Here is a 23,919-nt window from a genome sequence, read left to right on the forward strand (position 1 = left end):
ACATTATGGCAAATTCTTTTGACACTGCGTATCCTTCTGTAGACGATTTAAGAACAAAGGCAAAAAGCCGCGTACCCGCTTTTGCGTTTGAATACCTCGACGGCGGTTGTAATGAAGATGTAAGCATCAAACGCAACACCTCCGAAATTCGCGATGTACAATTACAACCGCGTTACCTCAACAATTATGGCGAAAGTTCTACCAAAACCAAAGTATTGGGAATGGAGTTTGACGCGCCTTTCGGGATTGCGCCGGTAGGCCTTCAGGGTCTGATGTGGCCCAATTCGCCTGCGATTTTGGCCAAAGCAGCCCACAAACACAACATTCCGTTTATCCTGAGTACGGTAACGACTATGGATATTGAAAAAGCCAGCGAACTCACCGAAGGAAACGCCTGGTTTCAGCTCTACAACCCCGTGGAAGATGCGGTACGCAACGATATTATTGACCGTGCTGAAGCCGCCGGTTGCCCGGTTCTGGTACTATTGTGTGATGTGCCTACTTTTGGCTTTCGCCCACGGGATTTTAAAAACGGATTGGCGCTTCCGCCCAAAATGTCGGTACGCAACATCATGCAAATCCTCGGGAAACCTACCTGGGCTTTTAATACGCTTAAATACGGGCAGCCCACTTTTGAAAATCTAAAACCCTACACGCCTGAAGGTTTAAACCTCAAACAACTGGGCGCGTTTATGGACCGCACTTTTTCGGGCAAACTCAACGAAGAAAAAATTAAATCCATCCGCGACCGCTGGAAAGGCAAACTGGTGCTTAAAGGCGTGCAGTCCCTTCAGGATACGCAGGATGCGATACGTATGGGCTTTGACGGCATTATCGTCTCTAATCACGGCGGGCGCCAGCTTGATGCAGCACAATCTACCATCAATTCGCTTAAAGAAATCGCTGCTGCCTATGGCGATCAGATCGAAGTGATGATGGACAGCGGCCTGCGCTCAGGCCCCGATATTGCCCGCGCGATGGCCTGCGGAGCCAAATTTACCTTTATGGGCCGCTCGTTTATGTACGGCTGTGGCGCTTTGGGAAACAAGGGCGGCGATCATACCATAGGCATGCTCAAAACCCAATTTAAACAAGTCATGGATCAACTGGTTTGTGAGCGGGTCGAAGACCTGCCCAAACACTTAATAACCTAACCGATGTCACAATACAATCAGGAAGAAGAAGCCATTGAAGCCCTTGCCGGCGGCGAATTTGAACGCGAGCGCGTACCCCAGTCGAGACTGCAAAGCTGGAAAGCCTTTTTAGGAATGTATGCCGGTGAGCACGCCGCAGGAACAGAGTTTGTCATTGGCCCCCTCTTTTTAACCACCGGGGTTAGCGCTTTTGACCTGATTGTAGGATTGTTACTGGGTAACCTGATGGCGGTACTCAGCTGGAGGTTTCTAACGGCTGAGATCGGGACCAAATTCAGATACACGCTCTATTTTCATTTAGAGAAAATATGCGGCACCCGTCTGGTGACCGCTTACAACCTGGCAAACGGAGTCCTGTTTTGCTTTCTTGCAGGAGCGATGATTACCGTATCGGCCACGGCAGTGGGGATTCCCTTTGATATGGAAATGCCCAAACTCACAGACACGACGCCCAACAGCCTTACCTGGGTAATTATTGTGCTGGCCCTGGGTGCCGTGATTTCGCTCATCGCTGCGAAGGGCTATAATACTGTGGCCAAAGCGGCCAACTGGATGTCGCCCGTGATCGTTTTGGCTTTTATCGCCTGCGGCGTGGTAGCGCTGATTCAGCTCGATGTAAACAGCTTTAGTGATTTCTGGAATATTTGGGGAGAAGGTGGCGAACCCTTCCCGGGACAGATTAAATACACCTTTTGGCATGTGGTGCTCTGGTCATGGTTTGCCAATGCAGCCATGCATATTGGGATGTCTGATCTGTCGGTATTTCGCTTTGCGAAAAAAGCCAGCGCCGGTTGGACGACCAGTGCCGGAATTTACATAGGTCATTACATCGCGTGGATTGCCGCCGCTTTGCTCTATGCTGTGTACCTGAAATCTCCCGAAGCGCAGGCGATGCTGGCCGCTGGGGAAGCGCCCTCAGTAGCTCCCGGTCCCCTGGCCTACAACGCGATTGGCATCTTTGGCATTATCGCCGTGATCCTCGCAGGCTGGACGACTGCAAATCCCACGATTTACCGCGCCGGACTTGCCTTTCAGGCCATCATCCCGAAACTCTCTACCTTTTGGGTAACCATCATCGCCGGAACCGTAGCCACCATCGCCGGATTGTTCCCGGCCTTTGCAATGAAACTCTTAGGTTTTGTCGCCCTCTACGGTTTTATTTTGGCCCCGGTAGGCGCCATCATTGTCTTTGAATACTTCTTTGGCAAACAAGCCGGAATTCGAAGTTTTTATGCCGAAAAAACCGGAATCAAATTCAACTGGGCGGTATTTGCAGCCTGGGCATTAAGCTTTGGGGTCTTCTATTTTATTTCACTGGAGTACGACGTGTTCCTGTCGTTTTTAACCCTCCCCGCCTGGATCAGTTGCGGAGTGTTGTTTTTGATTTTTAGCCGGTTTTATCAAACCAAACCGGTCGCTTAAGACCTTACGACTTTTCACCTCGTGGAAAAAGGCGGTGTAGACCGCTTTCTCAATGGTCGCTATTGTAGGGGATAGCGACCATTTTTTGTTGGTTGGTGTGCCGGTATCTACAGTTCAACAATCAAGATTCCTAGAAGATGAGGAATGCCGTAAAGCTTAGTCTCTGTAAAAGAGTATATTTATACTTATAAAACAGTTATAACTATGATATCTGCAAGCTGAAAATGACATTCGAAGAATTTAAAATATTGCACCAAAAATTCACTTCTGAATTAAACGGAAATGTGAAATGGAATGACCCTGATTACAATAAATATATTGCCGTAATTCAAGAGAATAAAGAATTTCACGAATGGACTTTAAAGAAAAAATTTCGGGAGAATAAATTTGTCACGGAATCAATTTGTTGCCTACAAATGGCGGACAAAATATTTGAAAGTTTAGACAGAAAAGGAAATATAAAATATGGAGATGTCGATGTTGTGATTAATAAATGGAACGATGGGACTCATGGAATTCCAATTCATGACGGAGGAACTTCTATAATCGAAATTAATTTTTGCCCTTGGTGCGGACAAAATTTAACGGACAAAAAAGCCAGCAGGTAACAACGTCTTAATTCAGCGTTTTGACAGTACATAACCGAAAAGTAAAATATAAATTAAGCTTGATTCTGTGCGGAATAGTCCTACGAACGATTCCACGCTAAAATCATTACAAAAGCTTTATTTCGCATTGAATACAGAAAATGAACTGGGAGCAAATCGACACCATACTTAAAGCGCAAATTGCCAATAAATCGAGCATTCAAGACGGTTATAGCCAAATCAAAAAAGTCTTGACAGACAACGAATTACTTTTCGTAGATATCGACATAGATAAACTCAAGAAGGAATTTGATAAATGGCTTGCCGATGTAATTACAAAAGAACCAATACCAAAGAATATTAAATCACTTTATTTCGGTCTGGCAACTCTAGCGTTTCCTGAGATAGATGATGGTAAAGAACAAACGACTGTCTACCTAGCAGGTTCAAGATTGACACCTAAACAGGGTGAAGATTGGGCTTGTGACACAGCCTATTTTCCGAATAGACGGTATCTCTTGCCAACTGAATTTGAGAAAATAGACAACGTGATAAAAAGTAACGATAATCTAGGGGGTGATTATGAAGTGTTCGTTTTCAATGGACTTTTAAACTTACTTGTTCTTGATGCTCTTACAGACTTTAAAGACAGTTTAATGAATTATCAGGACAAAAAACTTGGATTTTTTAAGACGAGTAAGAAACGAGATAGTATGCATTTTGGAGCTGGCTTTGACTCAGGAGAACTATACCTACTTGGAGAATTAAAAAATGATTATTAAAAACATCTCATAACGTCGCGTATAGCATTAAGTGGAAAAACCGCTACGAGCAAGGTTTTCATTCCGTAGCCAGCTTTGGTTTAGTTGGAAAGAAAAGTACTTCTAAATCGCCACAGCCATACACAAACCGTTATGATAGGTTATAACCGATTATTTTAAATAACTAAGAATGCAAACATTGAATAGGATAAAACCAATTTATTTATATCTGCTCTCTGGCATATTTTTTATTCTATCCAGATACGGTACAGAAAATTCTATAATCAAATATTCACTAAGCATAGTTGGAATTATTTTCTTTATTACAGCTATCGTAAAATACTTTAGGAATTAAAGAACCCGTATTTTTATTTGACGACTTAAATACTTCCGTCAAAAATATACTGCTAAGAACACTAACCTAACTTGTGCCATCCGGGAGGTTGGCAGTAATTTCAATGAAAAAAAGGCACTATCCCATTAACTGTGTAAGCTAAAAACAACAGGGGTTTGACTTATTTAAAATCTGACCCCTTTTTCATAGATTTTCAGGCATTGATTTGAGATTACGAAAAAATAAACTTCTCGATTAGGCTTTCATCCAATTATCAAAAAAACGCCTCATGTTTAAGTTACCCGATTTTGGTAATTTTTGGTATATTTTTATCATAATGGGAAAAAACACCTCAATAGCACTCGGAGATTACTTTGAAGAATTTGTAAAATAAGAAGTGAAATCAGGAAGATATGGTTCTGTAAGTGAAGTCATTCGTTCTGCGTTAAGACTTTTAGAACGGGAAGAACGAAAGGAACAGGAACTCATCAAAGCACTCGAGATCGGAGAACAAAGTGGCTTTGTAGAAGATTTTGACCCCAAGGAAAATCTTAAGGAATTGCATTGCAAGTACCTATGAGTAAAAATAAGTACCGAATAAGTGCTGCGGCGATTGAAGATTGAGACAGAATTTGGATTTACACACTTCATACACGGTCCAAAGAACAGGCAGACCATTATTACGACCTAATCATTGCTGAAATAGCATTTATCCCCGCTAATTTTAATAGTGGAAAATCCGTTGAGCATCTCCAATAATAAAGGAATATTCAACCTGCCGGTGCAGACAAGTCTGACCAATTTAAAAAAGGCGAGCTTAAAAATGATCAGAACGTATTATAGAATCGAAACTTGTCAAACCCGAAGCATTTAAAAAAATAAAGTCTGTTTCAAGAACGCTAAAATCGGCATATAGAAAAGATCTCGTAAAATTTGAAATGAGTGCTTCGTAAAATTTTCTGCTGTTTGACCCGCAGGGGAGTTCAGAAAATTTAGAAGCCGAATGATAAATTTAGAGATCGTTTCTTAAGCCTAGACTTTTTTGGTTCGTTTGCCTGCCCTGAGCGCAGTCGAAGGGTGGGCGATGCAAAAAAGAACAAAACGTACTCCTAAATCTATAAAACACGATATAAAACCAAGGATAAGTCTATCCTAAAAAAGAATAATACATTTGGTTTCAAGCAACTCATAAACTTAATAGGCTTACCCATCAGGTAAGAACAGGATGCATTATCCTGCTAAAATCAGGAACTTGATTCGCATACCAGTAGATCCTTGCAATGAAATCAATTTTACCTGTTTTATCCTTTATTTTTTTCTGTCTAACCGCCTGTAAAAACACCGCCTCAGACGGCGATCAGTCCGTCGCAGAACCGGCCGCCTTTCAACCCGAGTGGATTGACGAAGTAGGTGCCGATTCCATCACCTTCAAACCCGATGTGTTTTACGTAAACGACTACGATGCCATTGCAGACGGTAGTGCATTGACCACAACTGCAATACAAAAAGCCATTGATGACGCAGCAGCAAACGGCGGCGGGACGGTAACGTTTAAACCGGGTAAGTACCTCAGCGGTTCAATCTTTGTCAAAGAAAACGTACGCCTTAACATTCCCGAAGGGGTGACCCTCCTGGGTAGCGAAAACATCGCAGATTATCCCGAAATCGACACCCGCATCGCCGGGATCGAGATGCAATGGCCCGCAGCCCTCATCAATGTACTCGATCAAAAAAATGTACAAATTGACGGCAACGGCCTCGTTGACGGTCAGGGAAAAGTTTATTGGGATTACTACTGGAACCTTAGAAAAGAATACGAACCCAAAGGCCTGCGCTGGATTGTAGATTACGACGCCAAACGCCCGCGTACCCTGCTCATTCAAAATTCGGAAAACACCCTGCTTAAAGACCTCAACATTCAGCGAGCCGGTTTCTGGACGGTGCAGGTGCTCTACTCCAGCCACGTCACCGTTGATGGACTCACGATACAAAACAACATTGGCGGCCACGGCCCCAGTACAGACGGGATTGATATCGATTCGTCGACCTACATTTTAGTTCAAAATTGCGATATCGACTGTAACGACGACAACTTTTGCCTTAAAGCCGGCCGCGACTGGGACGGCCTGCGTGTAAACCGCCCCACCGAGTATGTGGTCATACGCGATTGTATCGCCCGCGCAGGATCTGGTCTGTGTACGCTGGGCAGCGAGACCAGCGGCGGTATCAGGCACGTCTTTGTTTCCAACATCAAAGGTCTGGGGACCAAAAACGGACTCAACATCAAATCGGCTACCAACCGCGGCGGCGGCGTTGAAGACATACGCATGCAAAACATCAAAATGGACAGCGTACGTACCTTTATGGAGGTTTCGATGAACTGGAATCCCTCCTACAGCTATTCCAAACTGCCTGAAGGCTACGATTACGACAGCATCCCCAAACGCTGGAAAACCCTGCTGATGGAAGTAGATCCTCCTGAAAAAGGCATTCCTACCTTTAAAAACATTTCGCTTTATGATATTGATGTGAAAGGAGCTCAACGCGCCATTAATGTGAATGGGATGGAAAAATCCCTGGTGGAAAACATCACCCTAAAAGACGTACACATTCAGGCAGCGGAAGCCGGGCAAATCACCTATTCGAAAGATTGGGAGCTTCAAAATGTGAGTCTTGATATTGAAGATGCTTCTCAGCTGAAGATCGAAAATTCACCGGGAATTCGTTTTTCAGATTCGCTGTACTCCTCTCTAAAACCAAAGAAACCTTGAAACACAGCTATCTGCTTATCCTTCTGATTTCGGTATTAGGCCTGCAAAGCTGCACAGCCCAGCGCCTGATGGAAAATCTGGACCGCGGCGTAGTGGCGATCCCGCAAAAGGGAGGTTCGGTTGCGGTGAGTTGGCGTATTCTGGGCACCGATCCTGAGAACCTGTGCTTTAACCTCTACCGGAAAACCGGAGAATCCACTCCCCTGCTTGTAAAAGAAGGTTCGGCTACAGATCCGTCTTTTTTCGCAGATCAAAACGTTGATCTTTCCAAAGAAAATACCTGGTATGTTACTTCGGTTATAAACGGGTCTGAACAGCCAGAGCCCGGCTCCTATACCCTAAAAGCAGGAGCAACCGATAAAAACTTTCTTTCGCTCAAACTGCAACCTATTGAAGGTTATACCGCCAACGATGCCTCGGTAGGCGATCTGGATGGCGACGGGGAATATGAGCTTGTTTTGCATATGACCGGCAAGGGCCACGACAATTCACACCGCGGCCTGACCGATCCTCCTATTTTTCAGGCTTATGAGTTAGACGGCACCCTGCTCTGGCAACTGAGTCTGGGTAAAAACATTCGCGAAGGCGCGCATTACACGCAGTTTTTGGTCTATGATTTTGACAACGACGGCAAAGCCGAATTCGTCTGCAAAACCGCAGATGGGACCATCGATGCGTTGGGAACGGTTATCGGTGATCGGGATGCCGACTGGCGCGACACCGATGAACGCTCGCGCACCTACGGCAAGATTTTAGAAGGCCCGGAATACCTCACCGTGTTTGACGGAGAAACCGGTAAAGCCCTCGCCACAACAAACTATATTCCTCCCCGTGGAGATATCGGCGCCTGGGGCGGTGTGGGCGGAAACGGGCACAACGATCGTACCGGTAACCGGGTAGATCGCTTTACGGCCTGCGTGGCCTACCTGGACGGCGTACATCCCAGTATTGTGATGGGACGCGGTTATTACGGGCGTATCGTTTTGGCGGCCTTCGATTTTAAAAACGGAGAATTAAAATCCCGTTGGACTTTTGATTCGGAAAACGGAAAAAATCCCTATTCCGGGATGGGTAATCACAACCTTTCGGTTGCAGATGTAGATGGCGATGGTAAAGACGAAATCATTTTTGGCGCGATGACCGTAGACGATAATGGAAGCGGCCTGTACACTACCGGTTTCCGGCACGGGGATGCCATTCACGTAAGCGATCTGGACCCTGAGGTTCCGGGTTTGGAGCGTTTTGGCGTACACGAGATCGAAGAAGGCACCAAAGGTCCCGGCGTGGTGCTCTTTTCGGCAAAAGACGGCAAGGTGTTGTTTGAGGCCGAACCGGATCAGGATATCGGGCGTGGGGTGGCAGCACCCATAGATTCTACCCGTTACGGCGCCCAGATGTGGTGGTCGGGCTCCCGGGATTTATACGATATCAAAGGAACTCAAATAGGTCCGGCTCCGCGTGCAGCCAACTTTTTAATCTGGTGGGACGGCGACAGTACCCGCGAACTGCTAAACCGCAATTACATTGAGAAATACGGCAAAGGCCGAATTTTCAGAGCCGAAGGCGCTCATTCGGTCAACGGTACCAAAGCAACTCCGTCTCTGTCTGCAGATATTCTGGGAGACTGGCGCGAAGAGCTTATTCTACCCAGCGATGACGGTACCGAACTGCGTATCTACAGCACCACGATCCCTACCGATTTAAGGATGTACACGCTGATGCACGATCCGCAGTACCGCCTGAGTATTGCCTGGCAAAATGTAGGCTACAACCAGCCGCCACATTTGGGATTCTATTTCGGTTACGGAATGAAAAACATCCCCAAACCGAATATCAAACTGATTCCTGTGCAATTAGAAACCAACGAATAAAACAGTCTTATGAAAATGCGCATCCTCAGTCTACTCTTGCTTGCTGTATCGGTGTCAGCTTTCGCTCAAACCCGCGATACGCTTGATCTGGAAGGTACCTGGCATTTTCAGATAGACCGCGAAGATCAGGGGGAAATCGAAGCCTGGTTTTCAAAAAAACTAAAGGACAACATCATCCTGCCCGGCTCGATGCTGACCAACAATAAGGGCAACGACATCACGATCAAAACGCAATGGACGGGCAGCATTTACGACAGTTCGTTTTACTTCAACCCCCGGTTTAAAAAATATCAGCAACCCGGAGATATAAAATTTCCGTTTTGGCTTACGCCGAAAAAAGAATACGTGGGTGACGCCTGGTATCAAAAAGAAATCAACATTCCCAAAAACTGGAAAGACCGGCCGGTTTTTCTGTTTTTAGAACGCGCGCATACCGAAACTGTAGTCTGGCTTGACGATCAAAAACTGGGGATGCAAAACTCGATGGTGGCTCCGCATCAATACGAGCTGCCTCCCGAACTTAAACCCGGCAAACATACCCTGACGATTCGCGTAGACAACCGCATCAAGGAGATCAATGTAGGCCCCGATTCCCACAGCCTTACCGATCATACTCAGGGAAACTGGAATGGTATTATCGGCAAGCTCAAACTCATCACAACTCCTTCCATTTATATGGGCAACATTCAGGCGTATCCAAATCGCGAGCGTGCTGAAGTCACCTTCAAGATTCCTGTAAACCAACTGGAAGTCCGTAATTCTAAGGTATCGCTAAGCCTTCAGCTTTACACCTTCAACACGGCTGAAAAACAAAAATTAGCACCGCTAACCCAATCCTTCCGCCTAAACAAGCAAACCGATACCTTGCAAATCACCGCTAACCTCGGTAATACCATACAGTTGTGGGATGAATTCGACCCCGCTTTATACAGGGCTGATTTCCGTCTAAAGTCCAAAAAAGGAACGGATCAACAGCAGGTTGAATTTGGTGTTCGGGATTTTAAAGCGGAAGGAAGATCCTTTACGATCAATAACCGACCTGTTTTTCTTAGGGGAACTCTCGATAATGCGATTTTCCCTCTTACCGGCTATCCACCGATGGACGTGCCCGCCTGGGAACGCATCTTCAAGATTATTAAAAACCACGGACTCAATCATGTGCGCTACCATTCCTGGTGCCCTCCGGAAGCGGCTTTTAAGGCCGCAGACAGGCTTGGAATCTATCTGCAGCCCGAAGGTCCCAGTTGGGCCAATCACGGTACTGCGCTGGGTGTGGGCCGCAACATCGACCGGTACATTTATGAGGAGACCAACCGCATGATGCAGCAGTATGGCAATTATGCGTCGTATGTGATGATGGCTTACGGCAACGAGCCCCGAGGCAAACAGGTGGAATACCTCACGGCCTTTAACGATTACTGGAAACAAAAAGACACGCGCCGCCTGTATACCGGGGCTTCTGTGGGTGGCAGTTGGCCCGTGATTCCCAACAACGAATTTATGGTACGTGGTGGTGCCCGCGATCTGGACTGGAAAAACCGCGCTCCGCAGTCGGTGACTGATTTTAGCGAAAACATCAAAGATTTCAATGTGCCCTTTGTTTCTCACGAGACCGGGCAATATTGTGTCTTCCCCAATTTTAACGAAATCGAAAAATACACCGGGGCCTACGAGGCCAAAAACTTTGAACTCTTTCAGGAAGATCTGGCCGATCATCATATGCGCGATCAGGCGGATGCTTTTTTTAAGGCTTCCGGCAAATTGCAGGTGCTGGCCTACAAATACAGCATCGAAAAAGCCATGCGTACGCCCGGATATTCGGGCTATCAATTGCTTTCGCTGAATGATTATTCCGGACAGGGAACCGCGCTGGTAGGGATTTTAGATGCTTTTTGGGATCCCAAACCGTATGTAAATGCCGAAGAATGGCGCGAGTTCAGCAGCGAGACCGTACCGCTAGCCGAGTTTCCGAAATTTGTATTTACCAATATCGAAACACTTACCGCAGAAATCCTAATTGCACACTACGGGGTAGATCAATTACAAAACTCTATCAGCTGGCAGCTTACTGATTCTGCCGGCGCAGTCCTCACAACAGGAACATTTGATCAGGGCAAAATAGACTACGGACTTTCCGCTTTGGGTTCTGTAAAGTTTCCGCTTCGCGAAATAACCGAGGCTCAAAAACTAACCTTGACGGTTGCTGTTCAGGATACCGAATTTAAGAATCATTGGGATTTTTGGGTATTTCCGGAGTCACTTCCGAAGGTAAAAAGCAACGTGTATGAGTGCACGGTTTTGGACGAAAAAGCGCTACAAGTACTCAATGAGGGCGGCAGCGTTTTGCTGAATGCAGCCGGTAAAATCGTCAAAGGCGCCGAAGTGGCACAGACCTTCCTCCCGGTTTTTTGGAACACTTCTTGGTTTCAGATGCGGGCGCCGCATACGCTGGGTTTTGTCGTAGATCCGGCGCATCCGCTTTTTAAAGACTTCCCTACCGATTCGCACAGCGACCTGCAGTGGTGGAGCATCGTTAACAAGGAACAGGTGATGCATTTGGAAGACTTTCCACCCGATTTCAAACCGCTGATTCAGCCTATTGACACCTGGTTTATGAACCGCAGACTGGCGATCGCTTTTGAAGCCAAAGTAGGCAACGGCAAGCTGCTTATGCTCAGCGTAGACCTCAACGATCCGGATAAGGACGCCGCCGCGCACCAACTTTATTACAGCCTGAAAACCTATATGAATTCGCCGGAATTCAATCCACAAACCCAATTGGACGCAGCTTTAATTCAGGATTTATTGACAAGCCCTTCCCGTCAACAGTTTGACAAATACACCAAAGACAGCCCCGATGAATTAAAACCGGAGCATAAGGGGAATTAGATTTTAATTACTAAATACCTCCTGAATCTGCTTCAACTCCGCAGGAGAAACCCGTATCGCAGTCCCATGTCTAATTCCTTAGCGAGATTATAACTGCTTTGCTTACTTCCTTTCTTTTGCCTTGATGCAAAAGAAACAAAAAATCAAGGCTTATTTTTACATCCTTGAAAACTACGCAAACGCCTTATCGTGCGGATGGCAAACCGCTGCGCTAAGCCATCCTCNAGTCCCATGTCTAATTCCTTAGCGAGATTATAACTGCTTTGCTTACTTCCTTTCTTTTGCCTTGATGCAAAAGAAACAAAAAATCAAGGCTTATTTTTACATCCTTGAAAACTACGCAAACGCCTTATCGTGCGGATGGCAAACCGCTGCGCTAAGCCATCCTCCACTGCCCAAGGCTACGGCTTCTGCTTGTTTTACTACAGATGTAAAAAGTAGGCCGTCGTCTACAATAGAACTAAAAATTTTGTTTTTTAGCCCTCTTTTTCTTCAGTATAGCTATAAGGCCGGGTTAAAAATTTATGAATCCCTGGAGAAAATTTAGGGACTTCTTGCGGTTTTATCTGATAAGGCAAAATGCCTAAGAAATGTGCCAAACCTAAATAATCCTAAAGAATTCCAATCGCTATAGGCACATTCTATCTGACCAAAACCAATAAGCGATACAGATTAAAAAGGCTCCTTTCTTTTGTTGAGCCTGCACTGAGCGATAGCCGAAGGGTTTCTTTGGAGAAGCAAAGAAAATGAACGAAACATACCTAAGTAACTAAAATATCAAAACAATGTAGATTCGAGAGTTGGCGAGCTATGGTATCACATGCATATAAATCCCGATTATCGGGTAAATGCCTCCTGAATCTGCTTCAACTCCGCAGGAGAAACCCGTATCGCGGTCCCATGCCTAATCCCATCCGGAAAAGAAACCTGATCCGAAATATCAGTCCAGTTCTTAAGGTCTGAAGATTGAACCGCACCGTATTGATGATCGGTATATTTATCAAAGTAAACGATCCATTTCCCGTCTTTTTGAATGGCGGTCGGGCCTTCAGCCCAATACTTTCCGGTGATGGGTGCGCTGGCTTCGGAATAGGGTCCGGTAAGGTTTTGCGCAGTAGCGACTTTTAAATTTTTACGGGCAGGCTCACGGGTTTCATCCTTCAGAATCATCACATACTGCTCCCCATCCCATTGTATGGTGGCGTCAATCGAATTAAAACCGGGATCGTACAATACCCGGGCTTTGGTAAACGCTTTAAAATCCTTAGTAAGCGTATAATACATGCGATGATTGTACCCGGCATCCAGCTCCGATTGGGTTTCGGGATACAACCCGGGAATGGTTGTCGCCCAGTAGATCATGTATTCGTCTTTTTGCGCATCATAGGTAATCTCGGGTGCCCAGCAGTTGCGTGCAGTTTCTTCGTGTTCCATCACCGGAATCAATTGCTGTTCAGACCAGTTGATTAAATCAGCCGAAGAGGCATAGCCGATGCCGCGCTCGGTCCATCCGGTCGTCCACACCATATGATACCTGCCATCTCCGCCTTTAATCACTGCGGGATCGCGCATCAGCTTTTGCTCGCCCACCTCGGGAGTGAGAACCGGTTCGTCATTGTTCAACGCCTTCCAGTTTAACCCATCGGTGCTGTAAGCCAGGTGCAGGCCGTCTTCGCCATTGCCTTTAAAATAAGTAAAAATATAGGCGGGCTCCTGGGCTTTGCAGGATGTGAATGCAGTTGCAATTAATACGATAAGTATTGAAAGGTTTTTGAGCATAATTGAAATTTTGGCTATGTATTGTATAATCATTCGAAAGGACTGTCTCCTCGAGCGCATTCGAGAGGTTATTACTTCGTGTTATGAGGTTGGCGACTCGTCCCGACAATATTCGGGGGCGCTCGAACTGACTATTAAATGCTTAAAATGAATACTATACTTTTTATTCAGTTATGAGACTGTGCTTTTTCATCCATAAACTTAAAGCTTCCGGCCAGGCATTGTTGGTAGCCGAAGTACCCATCCCAAAACCGTGACCGCCATCTTCATACAGATGCAGTTCTACCGGTACACCGGCATCTTTTAAAGCCGAATAATACCGAATGCTGTTTTCAACCGGAACAGCACCGTCATCGGTAGCGTGTACTAAAAACGTCATAGGTGTTTCCGGCGTAACCTGATACTCCCCGCTAAACTTATAAACCGCTTCCTGTGTTGGTTTTTTGCCCAACAAATTATCTCGCGAACCCTGGTGCGTGATGCCCTCCTGCATACTGATGACCGGATAAATTAAAATGGAAAAATTTGGCTTTGCCGAAACCCCTTCTGTGTTTTCATAAACCACATCCGCATAATGGGTAGATGCCGTTGCCGCTAAATGTCCTCCGGCTGAAAAACCCATTATTCCCACTTTAGCCGTATCAATACCCAACTGTACAGCGTTTTCCCGAACGTATCGAATGGCCCGTTGTGCATCCTGAAGCGGACCAATACTTTTGTCTTTCATAATACGATCGTGAGGTAAGCGGTATTTGAGTACAAAGCCCGTCACTCCCTGCCCGGCAAACCAGGCTGCCAGTTTATAACCTTCCTTGTTGATGGCTAAGTGTCCATAGCCGCCACCCGGACAAATGACTACAGCTGTGCCATTGGCCTTGCCGGCTTCCGGCTTAAAAATGCTCAAAGTGGGTACGTTTACTTTATTATAACCGCGTATCGCTTCTCCTTCCAGTTGCTGCTCTTCCTGATAATCTGCATCTGCAATTCGACCGGGTATTTCATCCCAAAGTGCTACTTCCTGCTGTTGTGCGATAAGGGCGTTGCTTACAAATAAGCTCATTAAGATTAGGTGTTTTAGTTTCATCCTGTAATTTAATTAAAGGCTGGAAAATACGCGGCTTTTAAAAGGCTTATTCGTTGTTCTCGCGCGATTGTATCGCGTGACTATCAACACACCACTAATCAATACGATACATTTCGGCGCCTGCCAAAAGAAAACAGCCCAGACCGTAATCTTCAAAATCGGGAATCTTGTCGTAAGACAGCGGCTGCCCGTCCTTAGGCTCTTTTCCGGTGGACTGTAACCAGCCCAGAAATCCGTTTTCGTGCAGGCTGTCTGAAATCATCGCGTTCCAGGCCCTGCTCACTACAGGCAGATATTCCTCACGGTCCAAAAGTCCGTTATTGATGCCGTAAGCAATTCCATATACAAATAAAGCTGTACCAGAAGTTTCCTTGCCTCCAAAATGGGTAGGATCGTGCAAACTCACATTCCAAAACCCGTCCTTGCGCTGCACTTTGGCAAGGGCTTCGGCCATAGCCTGTAAATCTTCAACATACTGCTCCCGGTGCGGTGCATCTTCGGGAATGATCGAAAGGGTTTTGGCCAAAGCGGCAATCACCCAACCGTTTCCGCGGCTCCAATACGAGTCTTCCCCGTTTGGCTCGGTATACGGCGGATCAAAATCTGCATCCCGCCACCAGAGTCCGTCTTCCGGATTAAAAAGTCCGTTACCTCCTATTCGATTTCGGCTTTCCATATACATCTGGTACATTTTTTCAAAATAGCGTGGGTCATTCTCCAGCACACCCATTTTGGCAAAAACCGGCATCCCCATTTGTATGGCGTCAATCCAGTCCCAATCGTCGTTTTGGGGCGTAACCAAAAACTTCTGCATACAGGCGCGTGTGTTTTTTAATTTTTCGGGATCGGGTTGCAGCAAGTACAAGTCGATATAGGTTTGCGCAGCATCGTAGTCGTCTGCATTGCGGGTCTCGTTCCCACTGCGGAAGCCCCATTGGTGAAAGTTGGCCCAGTCTAATGCATATTGATAATACTCAGCTTTGGGATAAATCTCGTGCAGCGCCATCAGCCCTTCGTAGTAAACACCCCGCGTCCAGATGTTGCTGGGACGTTCTTTATTGGTAATAATGGTCTTGCCCACATCGGGCCATTTCTGCATAAAATAGGCATTAGCGAGTTGCATTTTTTCAAGAATCGCATCGCGTTCTACCGGTTTCTGCGCAGCACAATTAAGGCTGAAAAGAGCAGCGAAAACGAGGAGTATGTATTTTTTCATCAGTTTGATTTAAACGTTTATTTGGTTTCCAGGTTAAGCGGAATTAAGGTTACGGGTCCTAAAAGTCCGGAAGGCGTGGGCTTCCATACCGAAGCATCAAAAGGTTTGTAATCTTTATTGACCATATTGATTTCATAGAAATTCTTCCACTCCTCACCGCGGCGTTCCTTGGCCCGGATGCGGTTTGCCCCCAGATTGGTAACTGCAATTTTAAGGGTGTTGCCTTTAGCTTTTAAATCGGGAAGCCTTAACCGAAACGGTACAGACCAGGCCGTGCCTATATATTCATCATTCAGCCAGACAGCTGCGCTTTCGCGCACATCGCCCAGATTGAGCATCCAGGCATCTGCAGGAGATTCGGGTTTGTCAAAGTTCAGGGTATAGGTCGCGGTACCCGAAAAATTTTCGGCATCCGCTCCGAGTTGAGTCCAGGAAACGAGTGCATCAAGCTCTACAGCTTGGGGAAGCACGGGGCCTCCATCGTCAAAGTTTAGCTTCCATCCTTTATCTAAAACGAGTCCGTTACCCACCGGAATGGCATATTCCCAATCAGCATCGACGCGCTTCCGGGTTTTGAGGATCAGGGCATCCCCTGAAGCGATCTGCAGACGCACCCGGGTTTTTCCATTTTCAAGACGGGTCTCCGCATTTCCCTGCTTTCGCGTAAGCGGATCGAGGATCACCACATCGCCTGTAGTTTCATTAAGCGGAATAAAATCGTCTATCGCAGCAGCCGTATGATTTACCAGATAGTAGGTTTTAGAATCCCCGTCAGCACGGCGAATGAATTTCAGTCCGCTTTCCACCAAAGTCTCGGGATATACCTCAGCGGCCTGAAGTGCCGGTTCCAGATCGGTCACAGCCAGTTTGTTTTGGGTGATCAGTTTGCGGAGCGCTTCGGTTTGCTGTTCGTATTCAAAAAATCCCGGGACGCTTTCCGGCATACCGGTAAAAATAATAGCGGCACCCTGCTCTTTCAGTTCGATCAGCTTTTTCAGGGTTTTTAAAGGCATAAACTGCATTTCGGGAATGACCAAAGCCTTATAGCTTCCTCCGGGTAATTCGATTTTCCCATTTATCACTTTGGCTTTTGCCAAAAACGCGTCCGACAGGAAATCGACTCCGTAGCCCTTTTTCATTAAGGTAGTTGTGGTTTCGTAAAACGGCGTGTCGAGCAACCACTCGTTAAGCGAATGTATTTTAAACTGAAAAAACAACTGCTCGTCTTTAAAACTGTTGTATTGATCGTATACGGGCCAGTAGAGCAAAGTCCCGTTATCTGCTTTCCCTTCCTGCAAAACGCTTTGCACGTTGGTAAGGTAAGAGAACAGGGCCGGAGCGTGATTCCAGATGGTATTCTTCGGACTAAAATTAACCGAAGCATAAAACTTCCAGCCCGGCCAGCCGGCGCTTTCAGGCGAATAGGTTGAACCGTGTAAAAAGATGTGGTTAACGCCGTTGAGCAGCAATTCTTCAGCTTCGGGCTTGGTTTGGGATAAAGCCGTTTTAAAATGCTCCCGCAGCCAGGTAAAGGTTTCCGAAGAAATTAAGGGCTTACCCGCGATATGTCCGGCTGAAGACGAAAATTTAAGCATCACAGGATCTGCATCACCGGTACGAATATTTTCAGTCTCGCGTCTAAATCCGGTGATATCATAAGGCATAGAGCCAAAAGTCTCACACTCGGGTATATCTGCCGAAGCATACAAATCAATCAGATTACCCGGCGAACCATGAGCCTGTAGTTTGGTTTTAAAACCGTGACGGTTTGCCCATTGGGTCCAGGGCTCGTCGAAACGATTCAGCAAAAGGTCAGACAAGGTCTCGCGGTAATCGCTTTTAACCCGGTTTCCTAAATCGTTATCAGTATCACTCAGCAGCAGATATACATAAGGTCTTAAATCGTAGCCTCGGTATTTTTCAAAAAATTCCAGAAAGCGGGGAGTAAAATCGGTCCCATAGACTTCATAACTGTCGTTAAAAATCGCCCGCAATTGGCCTTTTAGTTTAGCGAATGCCGTGTCATACGGCTGCACGTAATCTTCAAAAGCTTCCTGCGAATAATGATCAAGGGTAAAACCTGCCCCACCCGGCGCCGAGCGTTTTACCTGCTGTCCGGTTTTTCCGGTAAAGAGAGCATAGAGGGTATAATCCCCGTCCTGAGGGCTCCAGTTGAGTTTACCATCCTTAACCTCAGCCGTTAAATCTTTAAAGTTTTCGTCGGTATCATAGGCCAACAAGGCGGTTAGTGTGGCGGGCTGCTTTTCGTTAGCATCAGGCTGTAGTTCAGCATTAAAAGCCTCTCCTTTTTTGAGTTGGTAACGCTGCACAATCAGTTTGGTAGCCGCATACTCCTGTTCTACCTGCGGGCCGCCATAGGGCCAGCCGGTTCCCAATACCATGTCAATCCCCAGTCCCAGACTGTCAGCGGTTACAAGCGTATAATCAAGCATCTCCAGCCACTGGGGCGAAAGATGCGTTAAGAACTGATCTTCTGCTCCTTTAGCCCCATAAATAGGGGTGATTTCCACACCTCCCAGTCCGGCTTTTTGAAAAGCGATCAGGTGTTCTTTGATATTGGGTTTGTCAACAGCACTGCCCATCCACCACCAGCGCGTCCAGGGCTTTGAGGTTTGTTCAACATTGGGCCAAAGATCCGGGGAGCTGGTCACCGGCTCTACCTGTTCCTGGGATTTGCATGAAATCACACTACAACAAAAGACTAAAAAAAACAGGTATTTGAACGGAAAAGGCATGGAGTTAATTACGTATAGTTATACCAAAGACGGTTACGAAGTTCGGTTAAAAATAGGCTGAACCTGCAAAAAAGCTATCCTGTGCCGTCCTGTTGGAATGAATTCTTAACCCGGAAAAAGGTAAGTACAGGACACCTAAAAAGAAGGCTTCACTTAATTTTAGAAAATAAACCTTCATGTATGAGATTCCCGGCTGTTATAATTCTTTTCGTATTTGCCTTCAGTTCTCAGGCCCAAACCGGTCTCGGCAATTTTCAGGAAATTGAAAATCAAAACGAAAACTACATTCAGATAAAAACCGACAATGCCCATTTGCGTATCGAAATCTGTTCGGATGACCTGTTGCGCATCAGAAACTCCTGGGAGGGAAACTTTGAGGCAGACGAGCCTTATATGGTCGTAAAATACGATTGGCCGGCAACCTCCTATACCCTGACTGATGCTGAGAAGCAACTTACCCTGGAAACCGAAAAACTGAAAATAGAAATTACAAAACAACCGGTCCGGATTCAGGTTTTTGATTTGGAAGGCAAGCTGTTGAACGCCGATGCTTCCGCCGGAAATTATAGAAACCATGAACACGTAGGGGTGCAGAAACAACTTTTCCCCGATGAGCATTTCTTCGGCCTGGGAGAGCGTATGGACTTTTTAGACCGAAGGGGCAAGAAAACCACACTAACAGTTGGCCGTGGTGAAGGTTTACCGCACATCATTGGTGCCTATAATGTTTTGGAAGCCAACTACAGTCCTGTTCCGTTTATAATGAGTACACGGGGTTATGGGATCTTTTTTCATACCCCCTTCACCTCAACCTGGGATTTAGGACATAGCACTAGTGAAACCTATAGCTTTGAAGCCGAAGGTGGCGAACTCGATTACTACTTTATATATGGGCCTGATTTTGAAGCAATCTTAGACCGCTATACCCGTATTACTGGAAAGGCTCCTCTTCTTCCCAAAGCGGCTTTGGGCCTGCACGTAGGTACTTACAGCGGCGGCACCTGGGGACACGAAGAAAAAACCTCAGATCACTACCCGGTTGATTTGGTTCGTAAATTCAGGGAACTGCACATTCCTATAGACATCCTCCACCTCGATTCTACCTGGCGCATCTTTGGTAAAAATGGCGGCAGCGGTGCCACAACCTTTGAATGGCGGGAAACTTTTGAGAATCCGGAAGCGATGTTCGACAGCCTGTATGCCGAAGGCCTGAGCATGGTAGGCGTGCACGTACGGCCCCGCTTTGATAACGGCAATACCCTAAACCTGCTCGATCAGGCCCGGGAGGCCGGCTTTGTCTATCCGGAGCCCAAGAATACGGGAGAGTTTGTAAACTTCTTTGATACCAAAGCCGTAGACTGGTGGTGGCAAAACGGGGCAAAACGCCTGGCCGATACCGGAGCCATGTTTTTTAAAACCGATGAAGGCAGTGCCTTTGGCCGAAAGGCAAACGAAAGTAATAAAACCGGACCGCAGGGACCCGAAATCAAGCGCCTGCACAACCTCTTTCCTTTGGCGTATGCCAAAGCACCCTATGAAAAGTTTCAGGAATATAATAGTATGCGGGGTATGAATCATACGCGGGAGGGTTATGCCGGCATACAGCGCTATCCCTTTATTTTTGCAGGCGACTGGCCCAGCGAATGGCAGTATTTTGAACCCGTGATTAAGGCAGGCTTAAACATCGGCCTTTCGGGGGTAAGCAACTGGGCGCATTGTATGGGTGGTTTTGAGCACGTGGCAGATCCCGAATTGTACATCCGCTGGACGCAGTTTGGCCTCCTCAGTCCCATCGCCCACCTCTTTGGGATGGAACACCCCAATTATAAAGAGCCCTGGGCTTATGGAGAGGAGGCGTTAGCCAACTTTAAGAAGTACGACGAGCTGCGGTATGAACTTGCCCCCTACCTCTACAGCGCGATGTATGAAAACCACCTCACCGGCAAACCCATGATGCGTGCGCTGGTTTTAGACTACCAAAACGATCCCAATGTGTACGACATTACAGATCAGTACCTGCTGGGGAATGATATGATGATTTGTCCCGTGGTGACCAAAGGTGCACAAACCCGAACCGTTTACCTGCCGCAGGGCAATTGGATCAACTACTGGACCGGTAATAAACACGCCGGCAGTCAGTATCTCAACGTGCTTTGTCCGCTTGATCAAATCCCGATTTTCATAAAAGAAGGTGCTATAATACCCACCCAAAAGCTGGTACAGACCTTAGATGCTAAAACTCCTCAACAAATTATACTGGATATTTATCCGGGTACTGCTAATGCCTTTACCCTTTACGATGATGACGGTAAAAGCCTTGGGTATCAGAACGGAAAATTTACCACTACCCGCTTTGAACTAAAGATGGAAAATGATCAGATCCATTTAAACCGCACCGAGACCCATAAGGCCTTCGACCTCAACGACCGCAGTTATACCTATCAGATTCATTTAGACCAAAAACCGGGAAGGTTATGGCTTAATGAGGAAGAAATTGACCTGAAAAACACCTCACAAAAAGGCATCAGTTACAATCCAAAAGATAAAGTGATGCTCATACATACCGGTGCAAAACAAACTATCAAAAAAATCCGGATAAAGCCTTAAAGAAATTAAGAGAATAAGGCAACCCAACCCATTAATTTATAGGATTTTTAAGAGCAAGTCCGCCTGAGGCTTTCGTATTTTTACGCTCCCTAAAAGAAGTAGATTTGACCTCTAAAGATTTCAGCCGCGTAAAAAAACTTGCCGATCTTGATTTGGATTATCAGGAACTTAAAGAAGACTTCAGTATTCTCAGTTCACTGGCAGCTAATATTGCAGGCACCGAACTTTCCGAAGTAAACTTTATTGACAATTTCACACAGTGGACGGTCGCCAGTACCCTGGGAGGTTTTAGTCAAAAACCCCGGGAAGAGGCTATATGCAACTACACCATTGAAGAAGATCATCACCTGGAAATACACCTTGCTGAAGATCCCCGTTTTAAAAACTCCAACTACGTAACTCAGGATGGTTATCGGTATTACTACGGCATTCCATTAAAATTTGGCGATGACGTAGCCATTGGCACCTTGTGCGTTGGAGGGAAAAACATTGATGAACTCAGCGAAAAACAGGTAGAACAATTACACTTAATTGCTCACCAAATCGTAAAGCGTATTCAACTCAAATTTGAGCTTAAATTAGCAAAAGACAATATATTGCGTGAACGAAAGCTCAAGCGCCAGTTGGCACATGATGTACGCAGTCCGCTTAGTGGTATCTCACAACTTGTAGAACTTACAGATTTTCACGATTCCTCGAAAGAAGAACTTGGGGAGGTCATCAAACTTATTGCTTCGAGTGCTGATTCAGTTTTAGAACTTACAGATGAAATTCTTAACGATATCCTGATTAAAGACGAATTGAAAAAAAGCAAGTCGGTCTTTACCTTTGAAGCTCTGGGCAAGAAACTGCTTAATCTCTATAAGCCACAGGCCGAATCCAAACAAATTAAGTTTAGCGTTCACTACGATTCGTTAAAACGGGAGTTTACGGGTAAAAATCTGCTCCCATTGATTGGAAACCTCATTTCAAATGCCATTAAGTTTACGGCAGAAGGTGGAAGCGTTCGGGTTGATCTCAATTTGATAGGCTTAAAACCAAAAGACGAAAAAATCAGAGTCCGTGTTGACGATACCGGTATAGGCATGACTCCGGAGCAAATTGAAGCCATCACCCAAACCGATACCCGGGATCGCCTCAAAAGTTCAGGTGCTAATGGTTTTGGAATGGGTCTGCTCTTTGTTCGCGAACTCACCGAAGACTTGGGAGGCGATTTACACATAAAATCCAAACCCGATCGCGGTACTCAAATTACCATCACCCTGCCCCTGACGCTGGAGTAAACAAGGGGACACAATGTTGAGTTACGTGTTCCATCAGACTAACGTGTGTCGTGGGTAATTGTTAATCGTTAATTGGGTAATTAAAAAATAAAAACCACAAAACGAATAATTCTATACACGGAACACCGAACTCTGTACGGCCACCCTGAGCCTGTCGAAGGGACTGTCGAGAAGCGAGCGTAGTCGGGAAGTGTCACTTCGAGTGCCGGCCGAGGTCTGCGACCGAGACCTGTGTATCGAGAAGCCCGGAAAACGACGAATATACTAACTACTAAGACTTCTCGATACGCCTGAAGCTCCGCTATCGCTATGCTTCAGCCACTCGAAGTGACAGCCAACTGCTGACTAATTCTGAATGTGGAGTGCAGAGTGATGAGTTAGGAGTTATTTTCTATTTCGTATTTCGTATTTCGTATTTCGTATTTCGTATTTCGTATTTCGTATTTCTAACTTTTTATTTTTTATTTTTCGGGACCCTGAGTGCTGCGACCCTGGGGGCATCCAATCTAAGCAAAGGGCCGGGGATGGATGTAATCCAGTCCGGAATGCAGAATGAAGTTTGTTTTTGAATTTTAAACCTGGAACCTTGAACTGAACTCTGAAAACTACCTGCTGAGACTCCTACTAATTCAGAACTCTGCACGGCCACCCTGAGCCTGTCGAAGGTACAGTCGAGAAGCGAGCGTAGTCGAGAAGTGTCACTTCGAGTGCCGAACGAGGTCTGCGACCGAGACCGGTGTATCGAGAAGCCCGGAAAACGACGAATATACTAACTACTAAGACTTCTCGATACGCCTGTAGCTCCGCTAGCGCTATGCTTCAGCCACTCGAAGTGACAGCCAACTGCTGACTAATTCTGAAAGTGGAGTGCAGAGTGATGAGTGATGAGTTAGGAGTTATTTTCTATTTCGTATTTCGTATTTCTAATTTTTTATTTTTCGGGACTCTGAGTGATGCGACCCTGAGAGCATCGTATAGAAGGGTCTACTTCTCTCTTCTCACCTTTAACCTGCAACCCACAACCTCAATCAGATGTGATTTCTCGTCGCTTTGGGCTCCTTCGAAATGACTGAAAACTGCTCACTGAGACTGTTCACTAATTCCTGAATTAGGAATGCAGAATGCAGAGTTTGTTTTTGAATTTTAAACCTGGAACCTTGAACTGAACTCTGAAAACTACCTGCTGAGACTCCTACTAATTCAAAGCTCTACACGGCCACTCTGAGCCTGTCGAAGGTACAGTCGACAAGCGAGCGTAGTCGAGAAGTGTCACTTCGAGTGCCGAACGAGGTCTGCGACCGAGACCGGTGTATCGAGAAGCCTGGAAAACGACGAATATACTAACTACTAAGACTTCTCGATACGCCTGTAGCTCCGCTAGCGCTCTGCTTCAGCCACTCGAAGT

At 46.1% G+C, this 23,919-nt stretch carries 13 protein-coding genes and 1 pseudogene; 10 read left to right on the top strand and 4 right to left on the bottom strand.

Annotated features, from left to right (window positions below; translation table 11 throughout):
- Nucleotides 1-5 precede the first annotated feature (5 nt).
- From CJ305_RS16595 to CJ305_RS16635, 8 genes and pseudogenes are all read left to right on the top strand, one after another.
- Nucleotides 6-1,154 carry an alpha-hydroxy acid oxidase gene (locus tag CJ305_RS16595; protein WP_099647423.1) on the top strand — a complete coding sequence of 383 codons (1,149 nt, stop codon included), beginning with the start codon at nt 6-8 and terminating at the stop codon, nt 1,152-1,154.
- Nucleotides 1,155-1,157: 3 nt separating this feature from the next.
- On the top strand, nt 1,158-2,576 hold the full coding sequence (locus tag CJ305_RS16600) for a purine-cytosine permease family protein (protein ID WP_099647424.1): 1,419 nt from the start codon (nt 1,158-1,160) through the stop codon (nt 2,574-2,576).
- Nucleotides 2,577-2,800: 224 nt separating this feature from the next.
- Complete coding sequence (locus CJ305_RS16605) at nt 2,801-3,184, top strand: DUF6980 family protein (RefSeq protein ID WP_099647425.1); 384 nt, start codon at nt 2,801-2,803, stop codon at nt 3,182-3,184.
- Nucleotides 3,185-3,324: 140 nt separating this feature from the next.
- Nucleotides 3,325-3,945, top strand: coding sequence for a hypothetical protein (locus CJ305_RS16610; RefSeq protein WP_099647426.1), 621 nt, complete (start codon nt 3,325-3,327; stop codon nt 3,943-3,945).
- 650 nt (nt 3,946-4,595) lie between these two features.
- A pseudogene (locus CJ305_RS16615) lies at nt 4,596-4,838 on the top strand (type II toxin-antitoxin system ParD family antitoxin).
- A 700-nt stretch (nt 4,839-5,538) separates the two neighbouring features.
- The gene (locus CJ305_RS16625; protein ID WP_099647427.1) at nt 5,539-7,029 is read left to right on the top strand and encodes a glycoside hydrolase family 28 protein; all 1,491 of its coding nucleotides are present in this window, start codon (nt 5,539-5,541) and stop codon (nt 7,027-7,029) included.
- A complete protein-coding gene (locus CJ305_RS16630) occupies nt 7,026-8,900 on the top strand; it encodes a rhamnogalacturonan lyase (RefSeq protein ID WP_099647428.1) in 1,875 nt (624 codons plus the stop codon). Before CJ305_RS16625 ends, CJ305_RS16630 begins: the two co-directional genes overlap by 4 nt.
- Nucleotides 8,901-8,909: 9 nt before the next feature.
- Nucleotides 8,910-11,789 carry an exo-beta-1,4-galactosidase gene (locus tag CJ305_RS16635; RefSeq protein ID WP_099647429.1) on the top strand — a complete coding sequence of 960 codons (2,880 nt, stop codon included), beginning with the start codon at nt 8,910-8,912 and terminating at the stop codon, nt 11,787-11,789.
- A gap of 837 nt (nt 11,790-12,626) precedes the next feature.
- Here the strand turns inward: CJ305_RS16635 and CJ305_RS16645 are convergent.
- The 4 genes from CJ305_RS16645 to CJ305_RS16660 all read right to left on the bottom strand — a co-directional run bounded on the left by CJ305_RS16645 (nt 12,627) and on the right by CJ305_RS16660 (nt 18,576).
- A complete protein-coding gene (locus CJ305_RS16645; protein ID WP_189319476.1) occupies nt 12,627-13,568 on the bottom strand; it encodes a glycoside hydrolase family 43 protein in 942 nt (313 codons plus the stop codon).
- Between the two features lie 163 nt (nt 13,569-13,731).
- Complete coding sequence (locus tag CJ305_RS16650; protein WP_223248906.1) at nt 13,732-14,628, bottom strand: alpha/beta hydrolase; 897 nt, start codon at nt 14,626-14,628, stop codon at nt 13,732-13,734.
- Nucleotides 14,629-14,746: 118 nt separating this feature from the next.
- Nucleotides 14,747-15,868 carry a glycoside hydrolase family 88/105 protein gene (locus CJ305_RS16655; RefSeq protein ID WP_099647432.1) on the bottom strand — a complete coding sequence of 374 codons (1,122 nt, stop codon included), beginning with the start codon at nt 15,866-15,868 and terminating at the stop codon, nt 14,747-14,749.
- Nucleotides 15,869-15,885: 17 nt separating this feature from the next.
- Nucleotides 15,886-18,576: a glycosyl hydrolase gene (locus CJ305_RS16660; protein WP_223248907.1), complete on the bottom strand. Its 2,691-nt coding sequence runs from the start codon at nt 18,574-18,576 to the stop codon at nt 15,886-15,888.
- A 228-nt stretch (nt 18,577-18,804) separates the two neighbouring features.
- Between CJ305_RS16660 and CJ305_RS16665 the strand changes: the two genes are divergently transcribed.
- Together CJ305_RS16665 and CJ305_RS16670 are read left to right on the top strand one after the other, a co-directional pair.
- Nucleotides 18,805-21,231, top strand: a complete 2,427-nt coding sequence (locus tag CJ305_RS16665; protein WP_099647434.1) for a glycoside hydrolase family 31 protein — start codon at nt 18,805-18,807, stop codon at nt 21,229-21,231.
- 104 nt (nt 21,232-21,335) lie between these two features.
- Nucleotides 21,336-22,514 carry a GAF domain-containing sensor histidine kinase gene (locus CJ305_RS16670; protein ID WP_189319477.1) on the top strand — a complete coding sequence of 393 codons (1,179 nt, stop codon included), beginning with the start codon at nt 21,336-21,338 and terminating at the stop codon, nt 22,512-22,514.
- The last annotated feature ends 1,405 nt before the right edge of the window (nt 22,515-23,919 follow it).

This window comes from Leeuwenhoekiella nanhaiensis, from assembly GCF_002744755.1.
Taxonomy (GTDB): Bacteria; Bacteroidota; Bacteroidia; order Flavobacteriales; family Flavobacteriaceae; genus Leeuwenhoekiella; species Leeuwenhoekiella nanhaiensis.